Source organism: Mesorhizobium sp. M7A.F.Ca.CA.004.06.1.1, assembly GCF_003999135.1.
Taxonomy (GTDB): domain Bacteria; phylum Pseudomonadota; class Alphaproteobacteria; order Rhizobiales; family Rhizobiaceae; genus Mesorhizobium.
Genome location: NZ_RZPQ01001354.1, coordinates 1 through 649 on the forward strand (window position 1 = coordinate 1; position 649 = coordinate 649).

General features: G+C 61.6%; 1 pseudogene. It reads left to right on the forward strand.

The features are described from left to right. Nucleotides 1-279 precede the first annotated feature (279 nt). A pseudogene (locus EN906_RS36285) lies at nt 280-649 on the forward strand (hypothetical protein); the annotation flags it as partial.

Genomic DNA, 649 nt, shown 5'->3' on the forward strand with positions numbered 1-649 from the left:
AGACAGGTCATCACCGTGCCGCGCGGTCGGGCCCATGACAGCCAGCCGGGTGACGAAAACGAGGCGATCGATGCCGGCTTCATCAGCATCAACCGGCTGAACTGGTTTGGCGAGACACGGCTGGACGAACGGTTTCTGGACGGGATCCCGCGCCAGCGGCAAACTGGCTGACCTGGGGTCTGCGCGTCGTCATCCGATCACCAACCTGTCAGCGGTTAAATCAAGCCAATCCACCACCTATGCTTGAAGCCGCCGCTATTTCATTCCACATCGGTGAGGATGAAGGGCGAGACAGGAGAACGGCGGCGGCATCTGCTGTGGGCTTTGCCCGCATCGCTGATCCTGCATGCGCTCATCGCGGCGTTTCTGGTCTATGGCCTGCCGAGACCCGAGCAGCAGCCGGTTCAGCAGGAACAGCCCGTCAATGTCGCGATCGTGCCGCCACCCGAGAAGCCCAAGCCGAAACCTGCTCCAAAGCCACCGGAACCGACACCTGAAAAGAAGGCTGAGAAGCCGCCTGAACAAAAGCCGCCTCCGGAACCGCCGAAACCGCCAGACGACCAGGTTCTGAAGCGCGTTTTCCAGTACGGCCAGAAAGATACCGGGCCGGAGAAATCGCTCGACGGAAGCAGCGCTAAGCCCAGCACGC